Origin of the sequence: Trueperella abortisuis, assembly GCF_030811095.1 — a bacterium.
Taxonomy (GTDB): Bacteria; Actinomycetota; Actinomycetes; order Actinomycetales; family Actinomycetaceae; genus Trueperella; species Trueperella abortisuis.
The window spans coordinates 417,101-441,552 of the sequence record NZ_JAUSQL010000001.1 but is presented as its reverse complement, the minus strand read 5'-3'; the positions used below and the strand labels follow the sequence as shown (position 1 = coordinate 441,552).

General features: G+C 63.1%; 18 protein-coding genes. 6 read left to right on the top strand and 12 right to left on the bottom strand.

The window, feature by feature from the left end; all coding sequences use genetic code 11:
* Nucleotides 1-39: 39 nt before the first annotated feature.
* Genes J2S45_RS01825 through J2S45_RS01800 form a run of 6 tightly spaced genes read right to left on the bottom strand, consistent with a single transcriptional unit; the run spans nt 40 to nt 8,371 of the window.
* A complete protein-coding gene (locus J2S45_RS01825) occupies nt 40-3,228 on the bottom strand; it encodes a type I restriction endonuclease subunit R, EcoR124 family (protein ID WP_307634360.1) in 3,189 nt (1,062 codons plus the stop codon).
* On the bottom strand, nt 3,225-3,764 hold the full coding sequence (locus J2S45_RS01820) for a restriction endonuclease subunit S (RefSeq protein WP_307634359.1): 540 nt from the start codon (nt 3,762-3,764) through the stop codon (nt 3,225-3,227). The genes J2S45_RS01825 and J2S45_RS01820 overlap by 4 nt, the downstream gene beginning before the upstream one ends.
* The gene (locus J2S45_RS01815) at nt 3,761-4,420 is read right to left on the bottom strand and encodes a Fic/DOC family protein (RefSeq protein ID WP_307634358.1); all 660 of its coding nucleotides are present in this window, start codon (nt 4,418-4,420) and stop codon (nt 3,761-3,763) included. Before J2S45_RS01815 ends, J2S45_RS01820 begins: the two co-directional genes overlap by 4 nt.
* Nucleotides 4,410-4,631: an antitoxin VbhA family protein gene (locus tag J2S45_RS01810; RefSeq protein ID WP_307634357.1), complete on the bottom strand. Its 222-nt coding sequence runs from the start codon at nt 4,629-4,631 to the stop codon at nt 4,410-4,412. Before J2S45_RS01810 ends, J2S45_RS01815 begins: the two co-directional genes overlap by 11 nt.
* Complete coding sequence (locus tag J2S45_RS01805) at nt 4,628-5,794, bottom strand: restriction endonuclease subunit S (protein WP_307634356.1); 1,167 nt, start codon at nt 5,792-5,794, stop codon at nt 4,628-4,630. The genes J2S45_RS01810 and J2S45_RS01805 overlap by 4 nt, the downstream gene beginning before the upstream one ends.
* Entirely contained in the window at nt 5,795-8,371 is a 2,577-nt protein-coding gene (locus J2S45_RS01800) for a type I restriction-modification system subunit M (protein WP_307634355.1), read from the bottom strand. It lies immediately after the preceding gene.
* A 221-nt stretch (nt 8,372-8,592) separates the two neighbouring features.
* Here J2S45_RS01800 and J2S45_RS01795 point away from each other — a divergent pair, with 221 nt between their 5' ends.
* On the top strand, nt 8,593-8,937 hold the full coding sequence (locus J2S45_RS01795; RefSeq protein WP_296929816.1) for a DsrE family protein: 345 nt from the start codon (nt 8,593-8,595) through the stop codon (nt 8,935-8,937).
* On the opposite strand, the gene J2S45_RS01790 is transcribed toward J2S45_RS01795, so the two are convergent.
* Nucleotides 8,934-10,040: a class I SAM-dependent methyltransferase gene (locus J2S45_RS01790; RefSeq protein WP_307634354.1), complete on the bottom strand. Its 1,107-nt coding sequence runs from the start codon at nt 10,038-10,040 to the stop codon at nt 8,934-8,936. The two genes, J2S45_RS01795 and J2S45_RS01790, sit on opposite strands and share 4 nt — an antisense overlap.
* Nucleotides 10,041-10,298: 258 nt before the next feature.
* Nucleotides 10,299-12,116, bottom strand: coding sequence for a BCCT family transporter (locus tag J2S45_RS01785; protein WP_307634353.1), 1,818 nt, complete (start codon nt 12,114-12,116; stop codon nt 10,299-10,301).
* Between the two features lie 311 nt (nt 12,117-12,427).
* Here J2S45_RS01785 and J2S45_RS01780 point away from each other — a divergent pair, with 311 nt between their 5' ends.
* Nucleotides 12,428-13,684 carry an AI-2E family transporter gene (locus tag J2S45_RS01780; protein ID WP_307634352.1) on the top strand — a complete coding sequence of 419 codons (1,257 nt, stop codon included), beginning with the start codon at nt 12,428-12,430 and terminating at the stop codon, nt 13,682-13,684.
* 17 nt (nt 13,685-13,701) lie between these two features.
* Here J2S45_RS01780 and J2S45_RS01775 read toward each other — a convergent pair whose 3' ends face one another.
* The 3 genes from J2S45_RS01775 to J2S45_RS01765 form a co-directional block, all read right to left on the bottom strand.
* Nucleotides 13,702-14,673 carry an ABC transporter substrate-binding protein gene (locus tag J2S45_RS01775; protein WP_307634351.1) on the bottom strand — a complete coding sequence of 324 codons (972 nt, stop codon included), beginning with the start codon at nt 14,671-14,673 and terminating at the stop codon, nt 13,702-13,704.
* Between the two features lie 68 nt (nt 14,674-14,741).
* On the bottom strand, nt 14,742-15,545 hold the full coding sequence (locus J2S45_RS01770) for an ABC transporter ATP-binding protein (protein WP_307634350.1): 804 nt from the start codon (nt 15,543-15,545) through the stop codon (nt 14,742-14,744).
* Nucleotides 15,542-16,492: a FecCD family ABC transporter permease gene (locus tag J2S45_RS01765; protein ID WP_307634349.1), complete on the bottom strand. Its 951-nt coding sequence runs from the start codon at nt 16,490-16,492 to the stop codon at nt 15,542-15,544. Before J2S45_RS01765 ends, J2S45_RS01770 begins: the two co-directional genes overlap by 4 nt.
* Nucleotides 16,493-16,861: 369 nt before the next feature.
* Here J2S45_RS01765 and J2S45_RS01760 point away from each other — a divergent pair, with 369 nt between their 5' ends.
* The 3 genes from J2S45_RS01760 to J2S45_RS01750 are packed head-to-tail and all read left to right on the top strand — an operon-like array spanning nt 16,862 to nt 19,282.
* On the top strand, nt 16,862-17,893 hold the full coding sequence (locus tag J2S45_RS01760) for an ornithine cyclodeaminase (RefSeq protein WP_307634348.1): 1,032 nt from the start codon (nt 16,862-16,864) through the stop codon (nt 17,891-17,893).
* 35 nt (nt 17,894-17,928) lie between these two features.
* On the top strand, nt 17,929-18,663 hold the full coding sequence (locus J2S45_RS01755; protein ID WP_307634347.1) for a DUF998 domain-containing protein: 735 nt from the start codon (nt 17,929-17,931) through the stop codon (nt 18,661-18,663).
* Complete coding sequence (locus tag J2S45_RS01750; protein WP_307634346.1) at nt 18,623-19,282, top strand: alpha/beta hydrolase; 660 nt, start codon at nt 18,623-18,625, stop codon at nt 19,280-19,282. The genes J2S45_RS01755 and J2S45_RS01750 overlap by 41 nt, the downstream gene beginning before the upstream one ends.
* Nucleotides 19,283-19,295: 13 nt before the next feature.
* On the opposite strand, the gene lysX is transcribed toward J2S45_RS01750, so the two are convergent.
* A complete protein-coding gene (gene lysX, locus J2S45_RS01745) occupies nt 19,296-22,601 on the bottom strand; it encodes a bifunctional lysylphosphatidylglycerol synthetase/lysine--tRNA ligase LysX (RefSeq protein ID WP_307634345.1) in 3,306 nt (1,101 codons plus the stop codon).
* Nucleotides 22,602-22,792: 191 nt separating this feature from the next.
* Here lysX and J2S45_RS01740 point away from each other — a divergent pair, with 191 nt between their 5' ends.
* Complete coding sequence (locus J2S45_RS01740) at nt 22,793-24,442, top strand: L-lactate permease (protein ID WP_407702449.1); 1,650 nt, start codon at nt 22,793-22,795, stop codon at nt 24,440-24,442.
* Nucleotides 24,443-24,452 lie beyond the last annotated feature (10 nt).

Genomic DNA, 24,452 nt, shown 5'->3' with positions numbered 1-24,452 from the left:
GTGAGTTGCTCACGCTGATGAAGGCGCCGGGGGGCGGTATTAGGTTGCCGAGTGCATCCGCTCATCGAGATCAAATCCCCCCTCAAGGACAAAATCTTTGAGTAGATTCCGCACTCGCATCTTCGCCCGGAATTCTGCGGCGTAACCTGAATCGTATTGAGTGAGGAACCGGATGACGCGGCCGGTGTCGATCGTAGCGACCAGCTTCTCGAACCGCCCGAACTCGTTGAGGTTGTTCTCGGTCAGTCTCAACCGAAGCAGCTGTTCGAGAGCCGACCGGTCGACACCGAAGCTATCGACCACCTTCTCCACCTGCGCATTTTCGGAGCGTTTCGCGTAGACGTTGATGCAGTCGCGAAGAGTTTGTCCCTCCTCCACTCTCAGATGGCCGTATTCGATGTCGTGGATAAGGCTCTGCGCGTGACGCTGTTCTTCTTGGCTCAGGGCAGCGAACGAGCGATGGAGCTCGTTGGTGATCGCATCCAGATCCGGATCGTCGCCCTGTAATGCCCGTAGCCACTTGGTAAATCTCAGTTCCATGTAGTCAGCGTCGATCCGGGCCGTATCGTTTTCGATGATGTGCCCGGCCAGGTCGTAGGGTACAGACAGCTCCGCCGAACTGCCCGCTGAAAACAGCTCCCGGTAGCGCTGAAGCAGGATGAGGTAGGTCTCCTCGTTAATCGTGACCGTACGCGAATGCCGACGCCCGTCGTCGTCAACAAACTCGTACGTATCAATCCCCCACGTGAAGCCCTGGATGTGGGCAGCCTCGAGAGCCCGGTCAAACTCGATGAAGAGCTTGGCGAACATCTTTCTCTCTTCCTCGGTGTCGGGCAGTCGGCTGAGGTCGGAAACGCCAGCAACCTCAAATAGCTCGAGAATGCGAGCTGCCTTCTCGTTGATGAGGTCAATGTTCTCCGGCAGTTTCTGCACGAAAATATCGGGGGGCTTTTCACCAGAATAGAGCTTAACTGCTGCCTCGATATTTCGTTTCATCGTGTGCGGCTTGCGATAATAGCGCACGGTTCCAAATGGTTTGTCAGGCCCGAACACGCGATTGGTGCGGCTGAAGGCTTGGATGATGCTTTCAAACTGGATGACCTTATCAAGGTAGAGCGTGTTGACCCATTTGGAGTCGAAGCCGGTGAGCATCTGATCCACAACGATGAGCAAGTCGATCCGTTCGCCACGATTCGTATTGATGGTGAGGTAGGGCGTCTTGTGGGCGAGGCGCGCCGAGATGTCCTTCTTCATCGCGGACCACGTGGGGATCGTAAAGCTCTTGCCGTAGCGGGCATTGTAGCCCTCAATGATTTCCACGAGCGCATCACCCCTGACGATCGCGCCGTCGGAGTTGTCCACGTTTGGGTCAAACAGTGCAGTCACGCTTAGGTGGGGCGCCTGTTCCTTGAATTTACGGTAGTACGTGATCGCTTCAGGGATCGAGCTGGTGGCGAGGATCGCGTGGAACTTCCCACCATGACTGAGGATCTGGAACTGGTCGAGGATGTCGGCAACAACCATCTCCTTGTGTGCCGTGTCATCCCCGTACTGGGCCTGGGTAAGGTGTCCTTCAATTGACTCACGGGGCCGGCCAAGCTCGTCCTCCGATGGCCCCATCGGCACGTCGTGCATATAGTGGTAAAAGACTTGTTTCTTCTTCGGATCAGCCAATGCTTCATCGACGCTCGAGGCCTTCGCTTTCTCGAGCGCTACTGCCTTGCGCACGTCCGCATCCTTGAAGGTGGTCACCTGGTATACGTCGAAGCCGAGGACGTTCCCGTCTCTAATCCCGTCCGCAATGCTGTACCTGTGTAGCTCGGAACCGAAGACCATTGACGTAGTCGTGTCCTTCTTCTTGTTTTCATCAAGGATCGGCGTGCCAGTGAATCCAAAATAGAGCGCGTTGGGAAAGGTCTGCTTGATCGTCTGCAACATCTCACCGAACGTTGAACGATGCGCTTCGTCAACGACGAACACGACCCGCTTGTTGTTCAATGCCTCCACGTCGTGTTGCCGGAGCAGATCACCGCCAAGCTTGAGGTTGCTCATCTTCTGAATCGAAGTGACGATGAGTTTCTCAGACGGGCTAGAACTGAGCAGCTTTTCCTTGAGTTCCAGCGTGTTACTTGTGCCCTGGATATCATCGGCGTCATCGGCAAAAGCGCGGTACTCCCTAAGGGATTGGGTGCCCAGCTCGATCCTGTCCATGAGGAAGACAACCTTGTCGGCGTCGCCAGAATCGGCAATCAGCTGTGCCGACTTGAAGCTCGTCATGGTCTTGCCTGAGCCAGTGGTGTGCCAGATGTAGCCACCGAGGTGCCCGCGTTGGCCTGCGAGCGGGGGCGTTTTCCAGTCGTGGTTGCGCACGACATTCGAGATCGCGCTTGCCGCGTAGTACTGGTAGCTCCTCATCACTTTGAGGGAGCCATCCGTAGCGTCGGCCACCGTGTAGAAGCCGATGAGCTGGTGCGCCATCGGAATGGACAACAGCCTTTCCGTGACGCGCTTCCACGGGTGCGGTGTTGAGTCGTCTCCCGCGCACATCGGCTCGTTGTTCACGTCCGCCCAGTGGAAGAAGTAGGCGGGATTGAACTTGTCCGGTCCCGCATTGGCGAAGTACTTCAGTTCGGTGGGCGTCATAGCAACAAATACCTGCACGAGTTGGAAGATCCCGGTGAAGACTCCTTCATGGGAGTACTTTTCGATCTGGTTCGTGGCCTGGCTGACCGCCACCCCGCTGCGCTTAAGCTCAATGTGGATGACCGGCATGCCGTTGATCAGCAAGCATAGGTCTCCTCGGCGGTCGTTGCGGATGCGGTTCGACGCGGGGTACCTGGGTTGCTGGGCGATCTGGTACCGGCTGTCTCCCGCCGCGATTTCCTGACGATCATAGATCTTGAGGCTCACTTCCTTGCCGAGGTGCTCTGGATCGTCCGGGCTGTCGCGTTTGATCGAGACCGTCTTGCCGTTGATGAAACCGTTGAGCGCGTGTGGGGTACGAAGCTCCTGAACCTTGTTGATGATCTGAGCCATCTCGTTATCCGTGAGCGGCACACCGTTGAGCCGATCTCTGTGCTTGTTGTTGGCGAAGAGGATGTTTGCCCAGTTCCGGATGAGATCCTGCTCGGTTGGATTCTTCAGCACCCCGCCTGAATCATTCCAGCCGTTCTGTTTGAGAACCTCGATGACGGCTTCCTCGAAGTCTGATTCACGTTCGAATGTCATGACACTTCCTTTACTCTGAGTGGGCACAACGCTGAATTTCGGATTTTCGGGGGCGAATGCTTACGCTGATGAAGAGTGATGAGGTTGTCGAGCTTGGCAAAGACATGACCGATTCGGCTTTGCTCAGTTGCCTCCGGAATGAAAACCTCGATCTCATTAATTGTTTGTTTCGAGAGACTCGGTAATCCTGTCGCTTCATTCTTGCTTTTCCAATCGATCCGGAGGAACACTCCGAGAAGGAAATCTAGATCGTTACCCTCGCGCGGAATTGAGAAAAACAGTGTATCCACGGTCCAAAATGGAGCTACTAACTTATATGGGCGATCAATCGTTCCCTTGCGCCCGATACCAACTGCGTCTCGTGCATATGACAAAGCGGCCGAAACGCTAGTCATATATCCGCCTGTGCCATATACAGGAATCCTTCCCGCTGGCAAGTGCTTGTAATCACGACCACTGCATACTTCTACAGTATCCCCCAACTGACGCTGTTCCCAAGCGGGCCGAGGCTGTGCGGCTGGAATGCTGATAATCATGCATCCCCCAGCCGCCCAAAATAGACAAGTCTTGAATTAATCGGCTCGTCTGGGTCACAAGGTGATGAAATACGGAGGAAAATCTTAATCAGGGGTTCGAGATTGCCGTCGTCGGCCGCCAAACGACTCGCTTCATCATTCTCAGCTCCGGACACCAGCCTCCAGTCGAGGTCGAAACCAGCCTTGTGTCCCATGACCGACCAAAACAAACGTTGAACTCTACCGTTTCCCTCTCTGAATGGGTGAATGAAATTGTAGTTGTCGAAGTGATAGGCAAGCCGTGTAGCGAAGTCCGAGATTCCCCGCCCCCGCAGGTAATCGTCCGCTGCTAGCTCTTTTTGAGCCCACGCGAATCCCGTCGCGATGTTAACAGAGGGAAGAAAGAACTGGGCTCCTTCATGCGCCTTTGCGATCTCAACTGTCCGAATTTCGCCAGCCCAGGCGTAGATGTCCTGGAAGATGAACCGATGAATGTTTCTGAAGTCATCAAGCGAACCGGAGAAATCTAGGTCAGCAATCGTAAGGTACTCATTCAGTCGAGCGCTAACGAGTTCACCCTCTGCGTTTCGAAGCTCCGAGTAGTTCCGAGCCCCAACAAGATTGTGCAGAACCCCGTACTCTTCGTCGACATACGGATCCTTGAACTCATCGCTCACGGGTCTGCGATCCTTCAGGGATCCACCGACGCTTCGTCCGTCTCATCAGTTCCTCAATTGAGATATCACCCTTCACGTACTCTGCAGCATCCTCCCTGAACTGCGTAGAAACGTACGCTCCTTCCATTTCACCGGAATGGATGGCCTCTTCCATGGCGCGTTTCCTATCTATCATGGACTCCCCCTCACAGATCTGAGTCACCTTGCTCACACAAACATCTTCTCGAGCAAGGATTTCTTAATTCTCCCAAGTATGTCCAACTTACGCTGATGAAGAGTGATGAGGTTGTCGAGCTTGGCAAAGACATGACCGATTCGGCTTTGCTCAGTTGCCTCCGGAATGAAAACCTCGATCTCATTAATTGTTTGTTTCGAGAGACTCGGTAATCCTGTCGCTTCATTCTTGCTTTTCCAATCGATCCGGAGGAACACTCCGAGAAGGAAATCTAGATCGTTACCCTCGCGCGGAATTGAGAAAAACAGTGTATCCACGGTCCAAAATGGAGCTACTAACTTATATGGGCGATCAATCGTTCCCTTGCGCCCGATACCAACTGCGTCTCGTGCATATGACAAAGCGGCCGAAACGCTAGTCATATATCCGCCTGTGCCATATACAGGAATCCTTCCCGCTGGCAAGTGCTTGTAATCACGACCACTGCATACTTCTACAGTATCCCCCAACTGACGCTGTTCCCAAGGGTCAGTAAATCCAACGAAACGAATCTCCGGAACATCCGAATCAGGCTTCGGGAACATTTTTTCCAAGAGTGACTTCTTGACGCTCTTCAATCTGTCGAGCTTACGCTGATGAAGGGCGATAAGTTGGTCAACATCATGCAGAAGGTTGCCCACTTTTTTCTGCTCACCTATTTGGGGAACAGAAACCTCAATTTCCATCACCTTTCCCTTGGAAATATTGAAACGTGAGATCCCCTGTGCCAGGAGAATGATTCTGTCGCGGACACTCTTTGATCTGAGCATGTACGCAAGATAGAAAGAATTAAAACTCCCATCTTGGCGGAAACCAAAACAGAAGCTATTAAGATAGAGATTTTCCGTAACAGAAAGCCAAACCGACGAGAGCCCAACTTCCTCTGGTGTCTCTGAAGAAATCGTGAAAAGAGCATCACCGTGGTGAACTCGGTTTTGCCGCGGATCAACTTCCGTCACACCAAAATCCGTCGGATCAGCGACAGGATTATTGAAGATATTCGTGTACGACACATACTTCGCGCCACCATGCCCGAAGTCTTCCTTAGTCTTCCCAGTCATCCCCCCATACGTTGAGCCCATCTCTCCTAGCTGACGCTGTTCCCAAGGTTCAGTGAACCCCTTGAAACGGATCTGCGGGACGTTCCTCTCTTCAAGCATTTATTCACCCCCGAGGAGACGCTCGAGCTCGGCGATTGCCTCCATGTCGGCGTCGTCGCCTGTGAGGTCCCCCAGCAGAGCGGAAAGCTCGCGTTCAGTCTCGGCGATCTCCCGCGAGACGTCCGCGAAGGTGGAATCGTATTTCTTAACGAGCTCACGAACCGAAGTTACGCACTCAGCGACCTTCGCCTCGGCCAAGCCCGCCAGCCCATCCATGAGGGGAACACTCCACTTCTCATGCAGAAGCTCAAGGGCTTCCTCAATGCTTAGGCTCTCCAATCGCTCCTTTGTCTGATCTTCGAGCTCGCGCGTCGCGGTCTTTATCTTCCTATCGAGGCGGGTCTTCTCCTCCAAAAGAGACTTTGCCTGCAGCACGACTCTCTCTAACGATTCCTCCGGGTAGTCCTCCGGCACCGCACGCGACCCGATCCCCACGGCCTTGAGGTAATCGACCACGCCCTTCCGGGCGAAGGCCGTCTTGGCCTCGTTGAGCAGATCGTCGGGCGTATCCTCAGGGAGAACTTCTACCAGCGCAACCAATTCTTCGCCGACCTTCGAGGCATCACCCCTCATGGTATCCAGCTCGTCAAGCTCAGCACTCAAGAGCTTGCGTTGGATCAGTTCGAACGGCAGGATCCTGCCCACGTACCCTTCCTGGACCTCGACGTCCTTGCCGTTCTTCTTTCGAATCACCATGTTTGGTGCCGTAGCCATGATCTTAGACTCGCCCTCGGTTTGGATGACTTCCAAATCCTGGCTCATCACATTCCAAGAATCATCAAGGACCTGGAACGCGTCGTAGTAATCGATGAGCCCGATGCCCGTCAAGGACTGCTGAAGCTCAGCCGCGAACCGGCCCCGCTCAGCGAGCATGTTAACGCTCGCCCGACAATCGATAAGCCGCTCCTTAATCCGTGCAGGGAAAGACCCCACAGCCCGGCCGAATGTCGAACGAAAAGCCGCGACGGCGTCGTCGCGAGCAAGCACATCCTCGACGTCGACGTCCCGGGCATCAATGCCGCCCTCTTTCACGGCAAACAGCTTCTCCCGCACACCTGGCCACGCCTCCCAGAAAGCTGAAAGCCGATCCAGCTCATCCTCCGGGATTCCACCGAAAAGCAAAGCGTGTAGGTTCCACGACTCTGCCGGCTCAGAGGAATCGACGTAGCGGGGAATATTCAAGTTGTAGTCGTTGGCACGGATCTCCTCAAGCGAGACCAAGCGGCTAAACCTTTCAACCTCGAGGCGTCCCGTCACCGCGTCCGTGATCCGCTGAATATCCGAAGCCCGCAGCATATTCTGCTTGCCAGCCTTCACGAAGTTCTTCGAGGCATCCACGATCAAGACGTCACGGTCCGACCTCACCTTCCGCAGCACCAAGATGATCGTGGGGATACCCGTGCCGTAGAAGATGTTCGCCGGCAAACCGATCACCGCCTGGATATGGCCGCGCTCCAGCAAATTCTGACGGATCTTGCCCTCATCACCGCCACGGAAGAGCACACCGTGCGGCAAGATGATCGTCATGATGCCGTCAGGCTTTAGGTGGAAAAGATCATGAAGCAGGAAGGCATAATCCGCCTTCGACTTCGGCGCCACACCATAGTTTGCAAACCGCGGATCCAGATCCTTATCCTCGGGCTCCCACTGCTGAGAATACGGAGGATTCGACACCACAGCATCCACGAACAACGGGGTGTATGTTTCCTCCCTGGTCTCATCCGACTCGAACCAGGGCCAGTCCGCAGCTAACGTGTCACCATTACGGACCTCGATGTTATCCGGCAAGATTCCGCGCATCACCAAGTTCATACGAGTGAGGTTGTACGTGTTCTGCTTCAGCTCCTGCGCAAAGAACTTGATGTTGTCCCTGCTACCGTTCCGGCGCGCTACGGCCGCACCGATATTGATCAGCAGCGAGCCCGAGCCCGAAGTCGGATCGTAAATCTCGATGTTCTCGCGGCCCCTCAGATGCCAGGCGACGATCTCGCTCATCAGAAGCGACACCTCGTGCGGCGTGTAGAATTCGCCCGCCTTCTTGCCCGCGTTTGCCGCAAATTTCGAGATGAGGTACTCGTAGATGAAACCGAGTACGTCATAATCCTGCTTATCACCCATCGGGATATCCCGGATGAGGTAGATCAGGTCACGCGCCGCTTTCGACTGGGCTCGGGCGTCCGTGCCCAGCTTCGACAACCCCGTCTGGAGAGTGTCGAAGATCCCGCTGAACACCTTCTTGCGAGCGGGATCAATGTTGCGACTAAAGGCGGATAGCGCGTCGCGGACATCGTCGATGCCGAAGTCGTTTCCCTTCGCCAACCACGTCTCAAACAGGTTGTCGCAGGAAATGAAATAACCGCACAGGTCACGGGTGTATTCGACGATCTCGGTGTCGTCTTCCGTCAGTAGCGTCAGGTCATCCAAGCCGTCATTCCTCAGTTTTGCAACCTGCTCTTCGGACAGGAACTTGTAGAAGATGAAGCCGAGAATGTAGTCCTTGTACTCGTTCGCCTCGATGTTCGAGCGCATCCTCTTCGCGGACTGCCAGATCCGAGAGGCAAGCTCCTGCTTATTCATATGCCAACCCACGTTCTACTTGGACTGCGGCGCCACCGCCGTCATGCTACTTGCCATGGTAGTAGATACCTCCGCAACGTCCCGTGAGGGTGGGCCGGCGCCTTACATGAAGAAGTTTTTATCTTGACGTGAAAATACCCCGCGAAGCCTGTAGTGTGAGCACCAAGAGAACCGGTTCGTGACAACCGGCACACCTACCGGCATTTTCGAAGGGGAAAAGAATGTCCGATTACAAGCTCGTCTTCCACATCAACGAGAACGACCGCTGGCCGTTCACCCTACGCTCCGTGCGAAACTTCGTCCGCGCAGACAAGGGAAACCGCGCCGTCGTCGTCGCCAATGGAGGCGCCGTCCGCTCCTTCTCCCAGCTCGAAACCGACCCCAACCGCATGGCCCGCATCCGCGGCCTAGAGGGCGAGGGCGTGACCTTCGTGGTGTGCCACATCGCCCTCGACGAGCGCCAGGTCAAGGAGGAACTCGTCCCCGATTACGTCCGGATCGTCCCGGCGGGCATCGTGGAGATCGCCAAGCTGCAAGCCGAAGGCTACGGCTACGTCAAGGCCTAGGCCGGAGCATCCGCCCGTAGCACCGTGAACTTGGCGTTCCGGGCCAGCTGCCGCGTGCGGCCCACCCGACGCTCCACCTCGGGGCGGTAGCGCAGGTGATTGTTATGCACCATGTAAAGCCGCCCGCCTGGGCGTAGCAGTCGCGCGGCGGCGTCCAGCAGATCCTGGACGAGGGTGGCGTCCAGTGCCGTCCCGGCGTGGAAGGGCGGGTTAAGGAGCACGACGTCGGCGCTCCCGACCGGCTCCTGCCCGGCCGCGTCGTCCCAGGTCACGCGGGCACGATCCCCAAAGTCGGCGAGGGTCAGAGTGCAGGAGACGACAGCGTCGGCATGGGCGTCCGTGGCGAGCACGGCCGCCTCCGGTAGGGCGGTGAGCACGGCGCGCGCCACCGAACCGTTGCCGCACCCGAGGTCAACGACATCAAGGCCGGTATCAACCCGCTTGGGTGCCTCCCAGGAATCCCACGGATTCGCTGCGAGCTTGGCCGTCCGGCGCTCAGCGCGAAGCTCGGCCAGCGCGGTGTCGGCGAGCATCTGGCCGCCGTGGTCGACGTCGGCGCCGGCAAACACGCCGCCAACGCCCACGATCTTCCCGACCTCCGACTCACGCTCGGCGGGCTCGTAGGCCCGCCCGGTTCGTCCCGCGCCTATGAGGCACCGGAACTTCCCGCGCCCGTGGGATGCGTGGACATCGTCAAAATAGCGGGCAAGGGTGGCGTTGTGCCCGCGGTCCATGTGCTTGTTGTTCGCACCGAACACGAAGGCGCCCGCCGGGACGGATCCGGCCAGGTAGGAAACCTCCTCCAAGGACTTGGGCGTGCGGCCAAGGGCCACATCCACGCCCTGCGCGAAGAACTCGTCGAGTCTCAGCGCGCCATCCACGCCCGCGATCCGGACACGATCGCGGGCGCCGAGTTCCCGCGCGACCTGTTCCGCTTCCCGCGCCTGCATCACCGTGCGGGAGGCCACCCACACCTGCTCCGCGGAATCGAGCGCGGCGCACAGCAGGCTCGCGGCGGGGTCGTCAAGGATCGCCACGGTCTTCGCGCCCGGCGCCTCGGCCGCCGCCACGTCGAGGATGAGCTGGTCAAGGGTTGAGATCATGTCACTTCCGTTTTCGTTCGGTTCCCGCACATCTTACCCGCTCCCGCGGGTGCCGTGGCTAACTGGTGAATCTGAGCCCGAAAACCCCGGATTTCACGACGAAACCCACCAAACTCACCAGTTAGCCACAAGGGGGTCAGGAGCCAGAACCCACGGCTCCGCGGGTGCCGTAGCTAACTGGTGAATCTGAGCCCGAAAACCCCGGATTTCACGACGAAACCCACCATACTCACCAGTTAGCCACAAGATCAGCGCGGGCTACTCGGTTTTGCTGGAGTCCCGGTGCTCCCAGGGATCCCGGAGCTCCCGGGGGCCACGCCTGCCCATCGCCTGGCGGAAGGCCCGGTTGAGCCTCTTCTCCTCCTCGCGCTCACGCCGATGGCGCCGCTCGACCGCCAGCTGGCGCTGGAAGGCCTCCTGCGAGCGCTGATCGAGGTAGACGACATCATTGCGCAGGTCCTTGACCAGCGCAAACATGAGCGCTACCACCACGAAAAGGAACGGGGTGGCCGCCACGATCGTCACGGACTGGATGTTGCCCAGCGCGCCGTCGCCGCCAGAAACCAGCAACGTCAGCCCGATGGCTGCGGTCAGCAGGCCCCACACTCCCGACAGCCACGGCGACGGCGTGGCCCGCCCGCCCTGGGAGATCGAGGCCATCACGGTGGAGGCGGAATCCGCGGACGTGATAAAGAAGGTGGCTAGCAGCAGCACCGCAATGAGGCCGAGGGCGAAGCCGCCCGGCAGCGAGTGCAGCAGGTTGAACAGCTGGGACTCGACCGAGCCGTCTCCGTAGATCGAATCGCCGGCAAGCTCCATCGAGATCGCGGTGCCGCCAAAGATCGCGAACCACACGGTGGACAGGCCGGCAGGAATGAACATGACGCCCATGCAGAACTCGCGAATGGTGCGTCCGCGCGAAATCCTCGCGATGAACATGCCCACGAACGGTGACCAGGAAATCCACCACGCCCAGTAGAAGATCGTCCAGCCGGAGAGCCACTGCCCGGCGGTGCCGTTGGCGGATTGGGCGGTGCGCCCAGCCATCTCGAAGAACTGTGACAGATAGGCGCCGACAGAGCCGGGCAGGAGGTTGAGCTGCGCGATCGTCGGGCCGAGCACGAACACGGCGAGCGCGAGGATCGCGGCGAAGACCATGTTCGCGTTCGACAGGTATCGGATGCCCCGCCCCACCCCGGACATCGCCGAGAGCAGGAAGGCCAGGGTCAGCACGGACACGATCGAGATGATGAGCCCCGTGCCGGGGTTGTCCACGATTCCGGCCGCGGTCAGGCCCGCGCGGATCTGGAGGGCGCCGAGCCCGAGTGAGCAGGCGGTGCCGAACACGGTGGCGAAGATGGACAGGGAGTCGATGATCTTGCCGAGCGCCCCGTTGGCGCGAGCCTCACCGATGAGCGGGGTGAAGGCGGCCGAGATGAGTTGCGGGCGCCCGATGCGGTAGGTCGAGTACGCGATCGCCAGTCCGACGATGGCGTACATCGCCCACGGGTGCAGGGTCCAGTGGAACATGGCGCTCGCCATCGCGGTGCCGACCTCATGGGCCTGGTGTGCGGGAACGCCGTCGCGGTAGAAGGCCAGCGGCTCCGAGGCGCCGTAGAACATCAGGCCGATGCCCATGCCGGCCGCGAACATCATCGCGATCCAGGACGTGTTCGAAAACTCTGGTTGCTCGTTGGAGGCCCCCAGCCGGATCGAGCCGAACTTCGAGGCGGCGATCACGACGACGAACGCCACGAATACCGTCGAGAACAAGACGAACGCCCAGCCCAGGTTGTCCAAAACCCAGGTGAACATGGCGGAGGCGGCGCTTTCGAAGTTGTCCGGGGCGCCCAGGCCCCAGGCGACCACCGCCACCACCAGTGCCATCGCGGGCGCTACCACCGCCCAGCTGATCGAACCGTCAGCCGTCTCTGCGGCGAGTTCGACGGGTTCTTCTTGGATGTCGGCCGCGTTGATCTCTTGCTCAACCGAGAGGAGCGCGGCAAGCTCCGAGGTTGCTGATGAGTTAGCGTCGAGCGGTTCGCTCTGTTTTACGTCCTTATTCTTCTCGTCCATACTCCCATTGTTTGAGTATATTCCGTATATATGCCACTGGTGGGCGCAGATTATGCGATATGTCTCCCGCAGGGCGTCACGACACGTAGCTAACTCGTGAGCCTGCGCCTAGAAACCTCGTTTTCGGCAACGAAACCTCTCAGATTCACCAGTTAACGACGCGGGCGGGCGGGGCACGGTGGAACGCGGGCGCGGGGAGCGCGGTGTTGATGCCGCGCACGGGCGGCACGACACGCAGCGGGACGCAGGACCGGGGAGCGCCCAGTTGGGCCGGGTTCGTTCCCGCTCGCTCAACCGAGTAGGCTCGAAGCATGATGAGTTGGCTTTTCAAGCGAGAAAACACGCCGGCGGCGGACGCGCAGGGCGCCGAAGCAGACGCGCAGGGCGCCGAGGCCGCCGAGCAGAAGTCGGCGGGCACGTGGGGCGGCATGGTGGCGGCCCCACCGGGCATGCAATCGGCGCTCGGCATCCCGCACTGGCTAGCCAAATTCGGGCTCGGGTCCTGGATGCTGATCGGGCTGGGGATCGTCGTTGTCGCGATCACGTGGCTCCTGGGCGCGGTGACGGAGGTCTTTTTGGGGGTCTTCCTCTCCTTCGTTCTCACCGCGGTGCTCTACCCGATCGTGACGTGGCTGTCGAAGTTCATGCCCCGCACGGCCGCCACCGCCCTCGGCATGCTCTTCGGATTCATCGTGTTCGGCGGAATGCTCAGCTACGTCGTCTACTCGGTGGCCAACGAATGGGACTCGCTCGCCAGCCAGTTCCAAGATGGCGTCAACTCCATCCTTGACTTCTTCACTCGCGATGACCTGCCCTGGCACCTCTCCCGCCAGGACCTCTCCGACGCTATCTCCAACGCCGTGTCCAGCGGAACGGACTGGGTGCGGTCAAACGCCGGCACGATCGCGCAGACAGTCATGGCCAACGCCTCCAGCTTCGCGATGGTCATGACGATCCTGGCGCTGTCGGTGTTCGTCACCTTCTTCTTCCTCGCCCAGGGCCCGCAGATGTGGCTGTGGTTCCTCAACCTTCTTCCGGCCCGTAACCGCTACCGCACCCACCTGGGCGCCACCGCCGGCTGGGTCTCCTTCTCCGGCTACGCCCGCGGAACCGTGATCATCTCGGTGATCAACGGCATCCTGGCTTTCATCTTCCTGTCGATCGTGGGCGTGCCGCTGTCGGCCCCGCTCGCGGTGCTCGTGCTGATCGGCACCTTCATCCCGCTGGTGGGCGCGCCGGCCGCGATGGTGGTGGCGATGATAGTCGCCCTCGCCACGGGAGGCCTGGTCAAGTTCATCATCGTCGGCATCGGCATCGCCGGCATCGGGCAGATCGAGGGCCACCTCCTCCAGCCGCTCATCATGGGACGCCAGGTGGCGCTCCACCCGATCGTGGTGGCGATCGGCGTGGCGGCTGGAGGATTCGCCGGGGGCCTGGTGGGCGCCGTCATCGCGATCCCGCTCATGGCGATCGCTTGGTCGGTCTACCGCACCCTGCACACGGGCGACGAGGAGCTCACCGAGCTGCCCAACATCCCCGAGGAGAAGGTGCTCCCCGAGGAGGACTGACCCCTTACTTCTGCTTCCTACTTCTGCACTTCGGCGGCGATCGTGGCGTAGCCCTTGTACATCTGCAGGCCGGCCGTGGAGGATGCCTCATTCATGGGCAGCAGCACCACGCGCCCGTTCTTGATCGCCGGCACGTCCGCCAGCGCCGGGTTGTCGAGAAGATCCTGGAAAGGCTCGAGTCCAGATCCGCGGAAATCCTCCACGAAGAGGATATCGGGGTTGGCCAGCAGGAGCGTTTCAGCGTCGATCGGCATGGTGCGGGTGATGCCCGCCGCCGCGCCGGCGTCGGTGGCCCCGGCGCGAATCGCCAGCCCGGGCACCACGTTGTTGGCCCCCATGGCCATGACCTTGCCGCCGCGCGCGATGAGTTCGAGGACGGCCGGGCTCTTCTTGTTCTCGATCTTCGCCAGGTCCGCATCCACCTGCGCGATCCGCCCGAGGAACTCGTTGGTCAGCCCAGCCGCGGTGGCCGGCATACCCAGCTTCTCGCCCATCTTCTTGACGGCCTCCGCGTAGAGTTCGGGGGTGTCGAACTCGTGGCCGTCGAAGTCGAGCACCTCCACACCGGAGTCGCGCAGCTGCTGGACCACACCGGTCTCCGAATCGAAGCGGGTCGTCATCACCACCAGGTCCGGGTTGTAGGAGAGGATCTGTTCGGCGTCGGGGTTGATGCCCGTCTCGAGCCGCTCGGGGACCTGCCGCGCAAGCTCCGGGTTTTGCCCCATCGGGCTCAGCGACGAGGCGGAGATGACGGCCACGTTCTCCGGGCCGGCGAGCATGAGCGCCATGTCGCTGGTCTCGGGGCTGGTGGCGACGATGTGATGGTAGGCGCTGACCTCGTCGGCGGGCGTCGCACTCGGCGTGGCGGTCGCCGACGCGCTCGGAGTGGCTGCCGACGACGCGGTCTCGCTCGCCCCGGACCCTGCCGGCGCCTGGGAACACGCGGCGAGCGCGAGGACGGCCGCGGCGGCCAGGAGTTTCTTCATCATGGTGAACCTTTCTTGTGTGTTTTGCATGACAGATGGAAAAGCTGCGTGCGCTGCGGCGGAGAGGGGGGTTAGAGCGGGGTTACGACGGGCGTGCCCGTCACCTCGGAGAGCCGGACGTCGACGGGCGCGCCGTAGACCTCCTCGATCACCTCCGGGCTGAGCACCTCGCCGGGTGCGCCGCGGGCGCGGATCCGCGCCCCGCCTGGCCGAGGCTGGAGGAGGACGAGCTCGTCGCAGAATCGCGCCGACAGCGTCAGATCGTGTAGCACGGCGACGACGGTCCGACGGCGGTCAGCCGCCACCCACGGGCGTAGCACCTTGAGCACGGCCACGGCGTGAGAGAGGTCGAGGGCGGAGACGGGCTCGTCGAGCAGAAGGAGCGGGGCGTCTTGCGCGAGGGCGCGGGCCAGGCCGGTCAGCTGGCGTTCCCCGCCGGAGGTCTGCCGGGTGGGGCGCTCGGCCCAGGCTCCCGCGCCGGTGGCCGCGAGAGCGGCGCTGACGCGGGCGTCGTCGTCGGCACTGAGCGAACCGAAGCGCGGCAGGGCCGCATACCGGCCCATTTCCACGACCTCGCGCCCGGTGAAGGCCGAGCCACGAAGGGAGTCTTGGGCGAGGTAGGCCACGCGCGCGGCGCGCTGGCGCACCGGCAGCCGGGCGAGGTTCTGCCCGCCGACCTCGACCTCTCCGGCGGCGGGCACCAGCCCGAGGATCGCCTTGACCAGAGTGGACTTGCCCGCCCCGTTCGGGCCGATGAGCCCCACGATCTGCCCGGCGTCAAGCTCGAGCTGATCGATGTCCACCACCTGCCGCTCGCCGTAGCTCACGCGCAACCCGCGCAGACTCAGCGCGCTCACCGTGCCCGCCGCGCTCATCGGCGATCCTGCCGGAGCACGAGGAAGAGGAGCATCGGCGCGCCCACCAGAGCCGTCACGACGCCGGTCTGCAGCACCACCGGCTTGAAGACCATGCGCGCCGCGGTGTCGGCCACGATGAGGAAGATCGCGCCGACGATGAAAGATGCGGGGATGAGCATCCGGTAGTTCTCTCCCCTCACCAGCCGGATCAGGTGCGGGACCACCAGTCCGACGAAGGAGATCACCCCGGTGGTGGCCACGGCCCCGGCGGTGGCCAGCGCCGCGAAGGCGAGCACCGTGTGGGACACCCGCCGCACGGCCACACCGGAGCTCTGCGCGGTGGAGGCACCCAGCGAGAGCATGTTGAGTTCGCGTGCGTACAAGCCCACCCCGAGCGCGCCGATCACCACGGGCCCGGCCACGAGCGCGACGTCGGACATGGTGCGGCCCGCGAGGTCGCCGTTGAGCCAGAAGATCGCGGAGCGGGCGTTCTCCGCGTCGGGAGCGTTGGCGATGGCGGCGGCGATGATCGCGCCGAGGAAGGAGTTCATCGCCACGCCAACCAGCAAGATCGTGGCCGTCGAGGCGCGTGGGCCGCGCGCACCCGCCACCTGGACCAGAGCAGTCGCCGCGAGCGCCCCGAGGAAGGCGCCAAGCGGCAGGAGGATCGGGTGTGCCAGGAATGCCCCCGATACGATGACGATGACGGCGACCGTGGCCGCTCCCGTCCCCACCCCGGTGATGCCGGGCTCGGCCAGCGGATTGCGGAACACGGCCTGCATGGCCGCGCCGGCCACCGCGAGCGCGCCGCCCACGAGCGCCGCCATGAGCACGCGCGGGAGGCGGATGTGGGTGATGAGGGCGTCGGAGGCGGGGACCGAGGCACCGGTCAGCGCGCGGCCGAGGGCGGCGGCGACCTCCCCTGGCGGGGTCAGGATGGGCCCGATCGCGACGGCGAAAACCATAGCGACACCCAGGACAATGCATCCGGCGAGAAAGCTCCGCTTGCTCATCCTCACCTCCCCGGATTTGGCCGCGTCTTCCCAACTTTCCAAGCATAAGGAATCGCCGCCGCCGCGTCGACCGCAGAGCCGAACATCTTAGCGACATCTACGTGGCATCCGGTAACGCAACCCGCCCGATATCCTCGGCCGCGGCCGCCCGGAATGCCCGCGATCGGCGTCGTGGGACACACCCGAAAAGCCGCGCCACGGCCTCGCGCGGCAAGGCAAGACCGCCTCGGCCACACCCCCGCGCACACACGCCCGCGCCCTCCGCTCGCTCGCGCCCGGGCGGTGCGCTACGATGTGATGAAAAACGCGAAAGGATCGCCCATGACCACCTTCGTTGACGTGAAGAATATGTCGCGCTGGATCTTCGACACCGGCGTGGAAGCCATCATCTCCGGGATGATGGACTACCTCGACCACGACTTTCGCGACTGGAACTCGTTTGAGAAAATTCCGCGCGTGGCCAGCCACTCCCCGATCGGCGTGATCGAGCTGATGCCCACCTCGAACTCGGTGGAGTACTCCTTCAAGTACGTCAACGGGCACCCCTCCAACCCGGCGCGCGGCTTCCAGACGGTCACGGCGTTCGGCGTGCTCGCCGACGTCGACAATGGCTACCCCACCTTCCTCGCCGAAATGACCCTGCTCACCGCCCTGCGCACGGCGGCCTGCTCCGCGCTCGTCGCCCGCACGCTGGCCCGCCCGGACTCGAAGGTTCACGCGCTCATCGGCTCCGGCTCCCAGTCTGAGTTCCAGGCGCTCGGCATGCGCGCCGCGCTCGGCCTTGAGGAACTGCGCATCTTCGACATCGACCCGCACGCCATGGAGAAGTTCCGCCGCAACCTCGCCCCGCTCGGCTTCGCGATCACGGTGTGCGACAGCGTCGACGACGCCGTGGCCGGGGCCGACGTCATCACCGTCTGCACCGCCGACAAGGCCAACAACACCATCCTGTCGGATGCGCAGGTGCGCCCGGGGGTTCACGTCAACGCGATCGGCGGGGACTGCCCGGGCAAGACGGAGCTGGAGGCGAAGATCCTCACCCGCTCCTCGGTGTTCGTGGAGTTCACCCCGCAGACCCGCATCGAGGGCGAGATCCAGCAGATGGCTCCCGACTTCCCGGTCACCGAATTCGCCGACGTGCTGGCGGGCACGGCGCCGGGCCGGACGTCGGCCGAGGAGATCACGGTGTTCGACTCCGTGGGATTCGCGATGAGCGACTTCTCGGCGCTGCGCTACACGCGCGACGCCGTGGCCGGCACCGGCTACTACGACGACATCGAGCTGGTGGCCGAACCCGAGGACCCGAAGGACCTGTTTTCGCTGATCGTGCCCTCGCTTCATCCGGTAGGCTGACGAAGGTGGGCCGCGCGACGCGCTAGATTCTACATGTGTTAGTTGCCGCGATTGTCTTAACCCTCGGTGCGCTGTCGTATGCCAGCGTGCTGACGGAGGCCCTTTTGGGCTACCCACTCTCCCCGACCCTGTCCTATCTATCCGAGCTGTCGGCGGTGGATCAGGCCTCCTCCACGTTGGTGCGTTCGATGGACGCCGTGGCGGGGGTGGCCTTCGCCGCGGTCGGGCTCTACTTGTGGGGGGCACGACGCCGTGGCGCGGCCGGCGCCCTCCTGCCCGGTTTCCTCCCGCCCGGCGCGGACGGTGGCGGACTCCAGGGCGCGATGGGGCGGCTGGTCGAGGCGGTGCCGGAGCGTGTGAGGCGGGCGCTGGTGCCGGGCGGGATGGCGCTCGCGGGCGTGATGACCGTCCTGGACGCCGGTTTCCCCATGGACTGCGCCGAATCTGAGGCCTCGTGTCGCGCCCAGCTCGAGGCCGGCGTGTCCTTCAGCCACCTGGCACACACGCTGACCTCGTCGCTGGCCGGGCTCGGGCTCGTCCTGGTCGCGGCGGGCGCCTTGCTCGCCGGTGGGTGGGCGATGCGCGCGGTGTCGGCGGTGGCGATTGTGGCGATGGCCGTCCAACTCGTGGCCATCGCGACCGGGTTGCCTGTGGGGATCGCGCCGCGCGTCCAGGTGGCCGCCTCGGTGATCCTCATGCTTCAACTTGCCTGCCGGATGGGAGGTAGCCATGTGGGTGATACTGCCCGGACTGGCTCTCGCTCCGCGTGACTACGCCGACCTGGCCGACCGCCTGCCCGGGCGGGTGGTCGTGGTCGACCAGTGGGCCGCGCCGCTGACCGCCGAGAACCTACCCCACGTCCTCGGGCTCTCCGATGTTCGCGACGGCTCCGAGCGGCTCGACCTCATCGGCCACTCGCTCGGCGGGCTCGCCGCGCTCTCCTGGGCGCTCGACGGCGCCGACTCCCTCACCCTCCTCGACCCCACCACGCTCGGGGACGCCAGCTCCCACCTGCGGGTTCCGCACTTCGCGGCCCCGCTCGGGGCGGCCGTACGCAAGGTGGCGATGGTGGCCATGACCGGCACGGATCCGCTCTCGGGGGCCGAACGCCGCGCCCGCTACGGCACTCCCGCCGGGCTGGAGGTCATCACATCCCAGCTCGCACAGCTCTCCCAACTCCAGGACCGGGTGGCGCTCAAGCTGGAGCGTCCGCTCCCGCCGACGTTACACATCTGCGCGCTTCCCCGCGCCGGGGCCAGCTCGTACCGCTCCGCGCAGCGCGCGTTCGCCCGCCAGATCGGCAGCGAACTGATCGAGGTGCGCGGGTGGAACCACCTCTTCCCGATCACCCACCCGGCGGAGGTCGCGGGGCTGATCCTCTCCCGCTAGCTCGCGTCCGCGACTACTGCGCGGCGGGCTTGACGAAGGGGAAGGCCAGCGTGTCGCGGATCGTGCCGTCGACCAGGAACATTGTCAGGCGGTCGATCCCGATGCCGAGCCCGCCGGTGGGGCGCATCCCGAACTCGAGTGCGCTGAGGAACTCCTCGTCGACCTCCATCGCCTCCGCATCCCCGGCGGCGGCCAGCAGCGACTGGCGGGTGAGGCGGTCGCGCTGGTCGAGCGGATCAGTCAGCTCCGTGTAGGCGGTTCCGAGCTCCATGCCGAAGGCCACAAGGTCCCAGCGCTCGGCCAAGCCTGGCACGGACCGGTGCGGGGCCGTCAGCGGCGAGGTCTCGACGGGGAAGTCGAGGTAGAAGGTCGGCTCCTCGGTCTGGGATTCGACCAGCTCGTCGTACAGCTCGGTCACCATCGCGCCGGCAGTGGCGTGAGCGCCGACCTCGATGTCGAACTTCTTGCACAGCGCGCGCAACTCCTCCGCGCCCGTCTCTGCCGTGATGCGCTGGCCGCAGGCCTCGGAGACGGCGTCGTGAACCGTGATCGAGCGCCACGGCCCGGAGATGTCGAGCCAGCCCCCACCCGGGCGCGGCACGCGGGGCGAGCCATGGACCGCGGTGGCGGCGGCGATGATCAGTTCGCGGGTGAGCTCGCGCATCGAGAGGTAATCACCGTAGGCCTCGTAGGCCTCCAGCGAGGTGAACTCGGGGTTGTGGGTGGCGTCGGCGCCCTCGTTGCGGAAGTTACGGCCGAGCTCGAAGACCCTCTCCACGCCGGCCACGCACAACCGCTTGAGGAAGAGCTCGGGGGCAATGCGCATGGTGAGGTTGAGGTCGTAGGCGTTGATGTGCGTGGCGAACGGGCGAGCATTCGCGCCGCCATGGACGCGCTGAAGGATCGGGGTCTCCACCTCGATATAGTCGCGCCCGGCGAGGAAATCACGCACCGCCTTAACCGCCGCCGAACGCGTGTACAGCCGGTTCCACGCACCGGCATCGGTGGCCAGATACATGTGGCGGTTGCGCAGGCGCGCCTCGGGGTCGGCCACGCCGAGGAACTTGTCCGGCGGAGCCACCAGCGACTTAGCCGCCATCACCCAGGCGTCCACCGCGAAGGTGGGCTCACCGGTGCGGGAGGCGCCAAGACGGCCGGTCACGGAGACGACGTCGCCGCGGTCCACGCCCGCCCTCCACAGCTTCATATCGGCCGTGCCGGAACGTTCGAGGCTGATCTGTAGCTCGTCGGTGCCCTCGCGCAGGTCGGCAAAGATGATGCCGCCGTGGTCGCGGATGCGCAAGATGCGTCCCACGATCGAGGCCTCGCCCGCGTCCGCAGCCCCGTCCGCTCCACGCTTGATCTGCGCGATCGAGGCGGTGTGCGGGACGGCCGGCGGGTAGGGGTCCATACCCGCGCCCTCCAGCGTCTTGAGCTTGGCAATGCGCACGCGCTGCTGCTCGTTGCGCTTGGGTTCAATCGCCGACGGGTTGAGGATCCCCTCGATAATGGGCTGCATGCGGGCGACGACGTCGTTGACATACGTCTCCGACACCGAAACGGCGTTACGACGCCGGAACGCCTGGGGGACGTCGGGCACGAAACCCTCGGCGCGCCCGCAGGCGATGAGGGTGCGGGTGAGCTGCTGAGCGGAGCTGTAGCACATGAGGCGGCGCTTCCACACGGGGTTGTACTTCGCGTTGGACTCGTACAGCGAGTGCAACTGCCACCAGCGCGAGGCGATCATGAGGACGCGGTAGTTCAGGCGCTGCAACGGGCTGGCGCCCACCCGCTCACTGACCTCGAAGGCGGAGCGGAACATGGCGAAGTTCAGCGAGATACGGTCGATGGCCAGGTTCTCCGCGTTCTGCATGAGCTCGGTCATCATCAGCTCGTTGACCCCGGAGGCGGCGTTGGGCGAACGACGCATGAAGTCAAGGGAAACCCCGCGCCTGCCCCACGGCACGAACGTCAGCAGGGAACGGACCTCGCCGGCGGCATCGTGGGCGGTGACCACGAGGATTCGGGGGTCGCGTGGGTCCCCCAGCCTGCCGAGCGCCATGGAAAACCCGCGCTCCTCGCCAACGCGCCAACGATCAGCGCAGGCGGCGAGCTCGGCCAGCTCATCGGCGTCAATGTCCTCCTGGCGGCGAATACGCACGGTGTAGCCCGCGTTGCGCGGGCCGGCGATCGCGCGACGGACGGGCTTGTTCTTGCTCAAGGAAAAATCGCCGGGGTAGATGACCGACTCATCCCCCATCGCGATGAGGTGCATGCCGGCATCCTGATATGCGCGTGCCCCATCCTCGGAGGCGGAAATGACAGCGGGCACCCAGCCGTGGCGGCGAGCCACGAGCTTCCAGGTAGTGATCGCCTCCGCCCAAGACTGCCGGTCACCGAGCGGGTCACCTCCCGCCAGCGCGACGCCGTTGGTCACCTTCCACGAGATCGCGGCTCGCCCGTTAGGGCTGGTGGTGAGACGGCGGTCGTCCCGGGTGGCGAAGTAGGACAGGGAGTCCGCGTCGTCGTCGTGAAGCAGCATCGTGCGAGCGGCGACCTCGGAATCAACCTGGCGGGCAACCTGGCGGGCATCCGCCCGGAAGAAGGTGGAGATCGCGCCGAGCAAGCTGGCCACCACGATCACCTCGGCAATCAGGTAGGTCAACCAGCCGGCGTCGTAAGCCACGTTGTAGGGACTACTGGTGGGATCCGCGTTGACAACCGCCGCGGCCGCCCACTTCGCCGCCGCGAGGTAGGGCATGTGGTGAGCCATGACGGCGCTGAGGTAGGCATAAATGTAGCCGATCGCGGCCCCGCCAATACCGACCGCGAGCGCCCGCAGCCACGCCCCGCGCGCGAGCCGCGCCGGGAACGCCGGAAGCGACCAGAGCAGCAGGATCACCGAGACGAGGGCGAAGGCCGTACCGCCGAGGAAGAGGTAGAAGCTCAACTGTTCCTCGCCCGCACCCACGTCCACGAAGTCCTCCCACATCGGGATGAGCGGGACGGCAAGGGCGATGGTGCTCGCTTGGAAGATGACTACAAAACTGATCATCGCCGCACGCTGGCGGCGCATGAAGCCCGAAGCCAGAAGCCCGTTGACCAGCCCCCAGATGAGGGACGGATCGGCGGAAATGTTCGTCAGCCAGAAGACCTCCGAGATCGCGTCCGCCACGCCCGGCGCCACGCGCTCAACGAGCAGACCGACGATATTCCATGTGGCCACCACCTGAAGAAGGAAAGTGAAGAAGCGAGCGACGGCCTCCTGGCCGGCGCTCGCGGGCTGACATGGGCTGTCCATATCCATCGACGTATGCATACCCCGATCGTAAAACCGGTTTCAGCACACCCTTGTCATACCGTGGTAGATGCCAGAGGTAAACCCGCCTCATACCTGGCTATTTGTGCAAGTAAAATCTTACGTAAAAACGGGCATTTGCCCGGCTGTCGGCTAGGACGGTGAGCGGTGTTTCATTACACTGAACGAAGAAATCTTCAACAAGGATGTTTATGATTGCACTTTCTCTTTTTCAGCCCTCCACCGCGGCCATCGGCGGATCGTCGATGATCACGGCGCTTATCAGCCTTCTCCCACTCGTCTTCTTTTTCATCAGCCTCGGCGTGTTCTCCGTCCCCACCCACTGGTGCGCCCTCGGTGCCCTCGTAGTAGCGCTGATCGTGGCCACGGTCGGCTTCGACATGCCGGTCGCCATGGCCGGGATGTCCGCGCTGGAGGGCGCCGCTTTCGGCCTCATCCCGATCATCTACATCGTGGTGATGGCGGTATGGCTATACAACCTCACGGAGCGCTCCGGGCGCGCCGCCGACGTCCAGGCCGTCTTCTCGGCCGTCGGCAAGGGCGATATGCGCATCCAGGGCCTCCTCATCGGCTACGCGTTTTGCGGCCTGCTCGAGGGCTTGGCCGGCTTCGGCGCCCCGGTGGCGATCGCCTGCACGATGATGTGGGCGCTCGGCCTTCCCCCGATCCGCGCCGCGATCGCCGTGATGGTGGGCAACGCCCTCAACGTCGGCTTCGGCGCGATGGCGATCCCCGTCACCACCGTGGCCAAGCTCGGAGGCGAAGACCCGAACCTGGTGGGCGCCACGATGGGCCGCATCACCCCGTTCCTGCTCATCATCGTCCCCTTCCTCATGCTTTTCATCATGGACGGGATTCGCGGTATCAAGGACGCCTGGTTCGCCGCGCTCGCCGCCTGGCTCGGGATGGCCGCCGGCATCTTCCTCACCTCTAACTTCCTGTCCTACGAGCTCGCCGCCGTCGTCGGCTCCCTCCTGTCTTTCGCGGCCCTCGCCACGCTGGCGCGCTTCTGGTCCCCGACAACACCCGACGAGCTACGCTCCCCCGAGGCCGACGAGAAACTCTCGGGCGGCCGGGTCCTCCTCGGCCTGCTGCCCTACTGGCTGGTCGTCATCGTCTTCGCGGTGGCCAAGCTGTGGCGAGTCGGGGTCGACGTGCCGGCCGCGCTGTCCTCCACGGACATCTCATTCACCTGGCCGGGTCTGGCCGGCGTCATGGGGTTGAACGGCCAGCAGAACTCCTCGGTCACCTTCACCCTGCCGTGGCTGTCCTCACCCGGAACGATGCTCTTCCTCACCGGAGTTGTGGTGGCAATCGTCTACTCGCGCACGAGCGGACGCTTCCAGCTTCCCTTCGCCTCCGGCATGCGCGCCCTCCTCACCACGGTGGTCAACCTCCGCATCGCGATCCTCACGATCTGCCTGGTCATGGCCTTGGCCTACGTCATGAACTTCTCCGGCCAGACGGTCGCGATCGGCGCCTGGCTCGCCGGCACGGGCGCAGCCTTCGCCTTCCTCTCCCCCGTATTGGGCTGGATCGGCACCGCCGTCACCGGCTCAGCCACCTCGGCTGGCGCCCTCTTCGGCAACCTGCAGGCCACCGCCGCTCAGGCAGCCGACCTGCCCACCCGCCTCCTCCTCGGCGTCAACGAGATCGGCGGCGGCATCGGCAAGATCGTCAGCCCCCAGAACCTCGCCATCGCGGCGGGGGCCGTCAAGTCCGAGGGCTCCGAGTCGGAGATTCTGCGCAAGGCCGCCCCCTACTCCATCGGCCTCATCGTCCTGCTGGGCCTGATCACAGTCCTCGCCTCCAATGGGATCTTCGGATTCCTCATTGCATAGAAAGGTTCAC

Coding starts and splice junctions, on each gene's coding strand:
- J2S45_RS01820 (WP_307634359.1), bottom strand. CDS start 3,764: ATGATTATCAGCATTCCAGCCGCACAGCCTCGGCCCGCTTGGGAACAG.
- J2S45_RS01740 (WP_407702449.1), top strand. CDS start 22,793: ATGATTGCACTTTCTCTTTTTCAGCCCTCCACCGCGGCCATCGGCGGA.
- J2S45_RS01765 (WP_307634349.1), bottom strand. CDS start 16,492: ATGGTTTTCGCCGTCGCGATCGGGCCCATCCTGACCCCGCCAGGGGAG.
- J2S45_RS01825 (WP_307634360.1), bottom strand. CDS start 3,228: ATGACATTCGAACGTGAATCAGACTTCGAGGAAGCCGTCATCGAGGTT.
- J2S45_RS01800 (WP_307634355.1), bottom strand. CDS start 8,371: ATGAATAAGCAGGAGCTTGCCTCTCGGATCTGGCAGTCCGCGAAGAGG.
- J2S45_RS01775 (WP_307634351.1), bottom strand. CDS start 14,673: ATGATGAAGAAACTCCTGGCCGCCGCGGCCGTCCTCGCGCTCGCCGCG.
- J2S45_RS01780 (WP_307634352.1), top strand. CDS start 12,428: ATGATGAGTTGGCTTTTCAAGCGAGAAAACACGCCGGCGGCGGACGCG.
- J2S45_RS01750 (WP_307634346.1), top strand. CDS start 18,623: ATGTGGGTGATACTGCCCGGACTGGCTCTCGCTCCGCGTGACTACGCC.
- J2S45_RS01785 (WP_307634353.1), bottom strand. CDS start 12,116: ATGGACGAGAAGAATAAGGACGTAAAACAGAGCGAACCGCTCGACGCT.
- J2S45_RS01760 (WP_307634348.1), top strand. CDS start 16,862: ATGACCACCTTCGTTGACGTGAAGAATATGTCGCGCTGGATCTTCGAC.
- J2S45_RS01770 (WP_307634350.1), bottom strand. CDS start 15,545: ATGAGCGCGGCGGGCACGGTGAGCGCGCTGAGTCTGCGCGGGTTGCGC.
- J2S45_RS01805 (WP_307634356.1), bottom strand. CDS start 5,794: ATGCTTGAAGAGAGGAACGTCCCGCAGATCCGTTTCAAGGGGTTCACT.
- J2S45_RS01795 (WP_296929816.1), top strand. CDS start 8,593: ATGTCCGATTACAAGCTCGTCTTCCACATCAACGAGAACGACCGCTGG.
- J2S45_RS01790 (WP_307634354.1), bottom strand. CDS start 10,040: ATGATCTCAACCCTTGACCAGCTCATCCTCGACGTGGCGGCGGCCGAG.
- lysX (WP_307634345.1), bottom strand. CDS start 22,601: ATGCATACGTCGATGGATATGGACAGCCCATGTCAGCCCGCGAGCGCC.